The 505-nt window shown below is 28.9% G+C and carries 1 protein-coding gene; it reads right to left on the reverse strand.

Features of this window, described 5'->3' with window-relative positions; genetic code table 11:
* Positions 1–64: 64 nt before the first annotated feature.
* Positions 65–442, reverse strand: coding sequence for a hypothetical protein (locus N2Z58_09510; protein MCX7654894.1), 378 nt, complete (start codon positions 440–442; stop codon positions 65–67).
* Between the last annotated feature and the right edge of the window lie 63 nt (positions 443–505).

The following is a 505-nucleotide window of genomic DNA, read 5'->3' on the forward strand; positions in this document are numbered from 1 at the left end:
CATTACAAGATAATTGTAATATAATATAAAATCAAGTATTTGCGTCCTAACCACATGACTAAAGTCAGTGGCTTGCGGACGCTATTTCTTTGTCATTATATTTCCCTCCTATCACTAAAATATATTCCCTTTCAAATTCTTCTTTTGGGACAACTTGAAGATAGTTCATATTCTTGTCTACTATTATAAAATCTCCTTCAGATATTTGTTCTAACACGGAATTTTTTAACTCAACATATGGGATTGGTTCTTCAAATTCAACATAATCATACTTCTTAATTAGTTCGTTTTTAAACTTCTCCATATCTTCTTTTGAAGAAAAAGTCTTGAAACTTTCGTCCTCATCAGTTGTATAGTATAAGTACCATCCATGTTCCATTCCTTTTGTAAATTGAATAGCTTTTTTAAATTCTGTTCTTTTTATACACGTTTTTATTTCCATTTTTCATTCCCCTTTCTCTCTCAATCTTCCTGACAATTATATTATATATCAAAAATAAGTAAT

Origin of the sequence: Fervidobacterium sp. (assembly GCA_026419195.1) — a bacterium.
Taxonomy (GTDB): Bacteria; Thermotogota; Thermotogae; order Thermotogales; family Fervidobacteriaceae; genus Fervidobacterium.

Bases quoted from the DNA above. Each gene is read 5' to 3' on its own strand.
- N2Z58_09510 (MCX7654894.1), bottom strand. From the start codon at position 442: ATGGAAATAAAAACGTGTATAAAAAGAACAGAATTTAAAAAAGCTATT.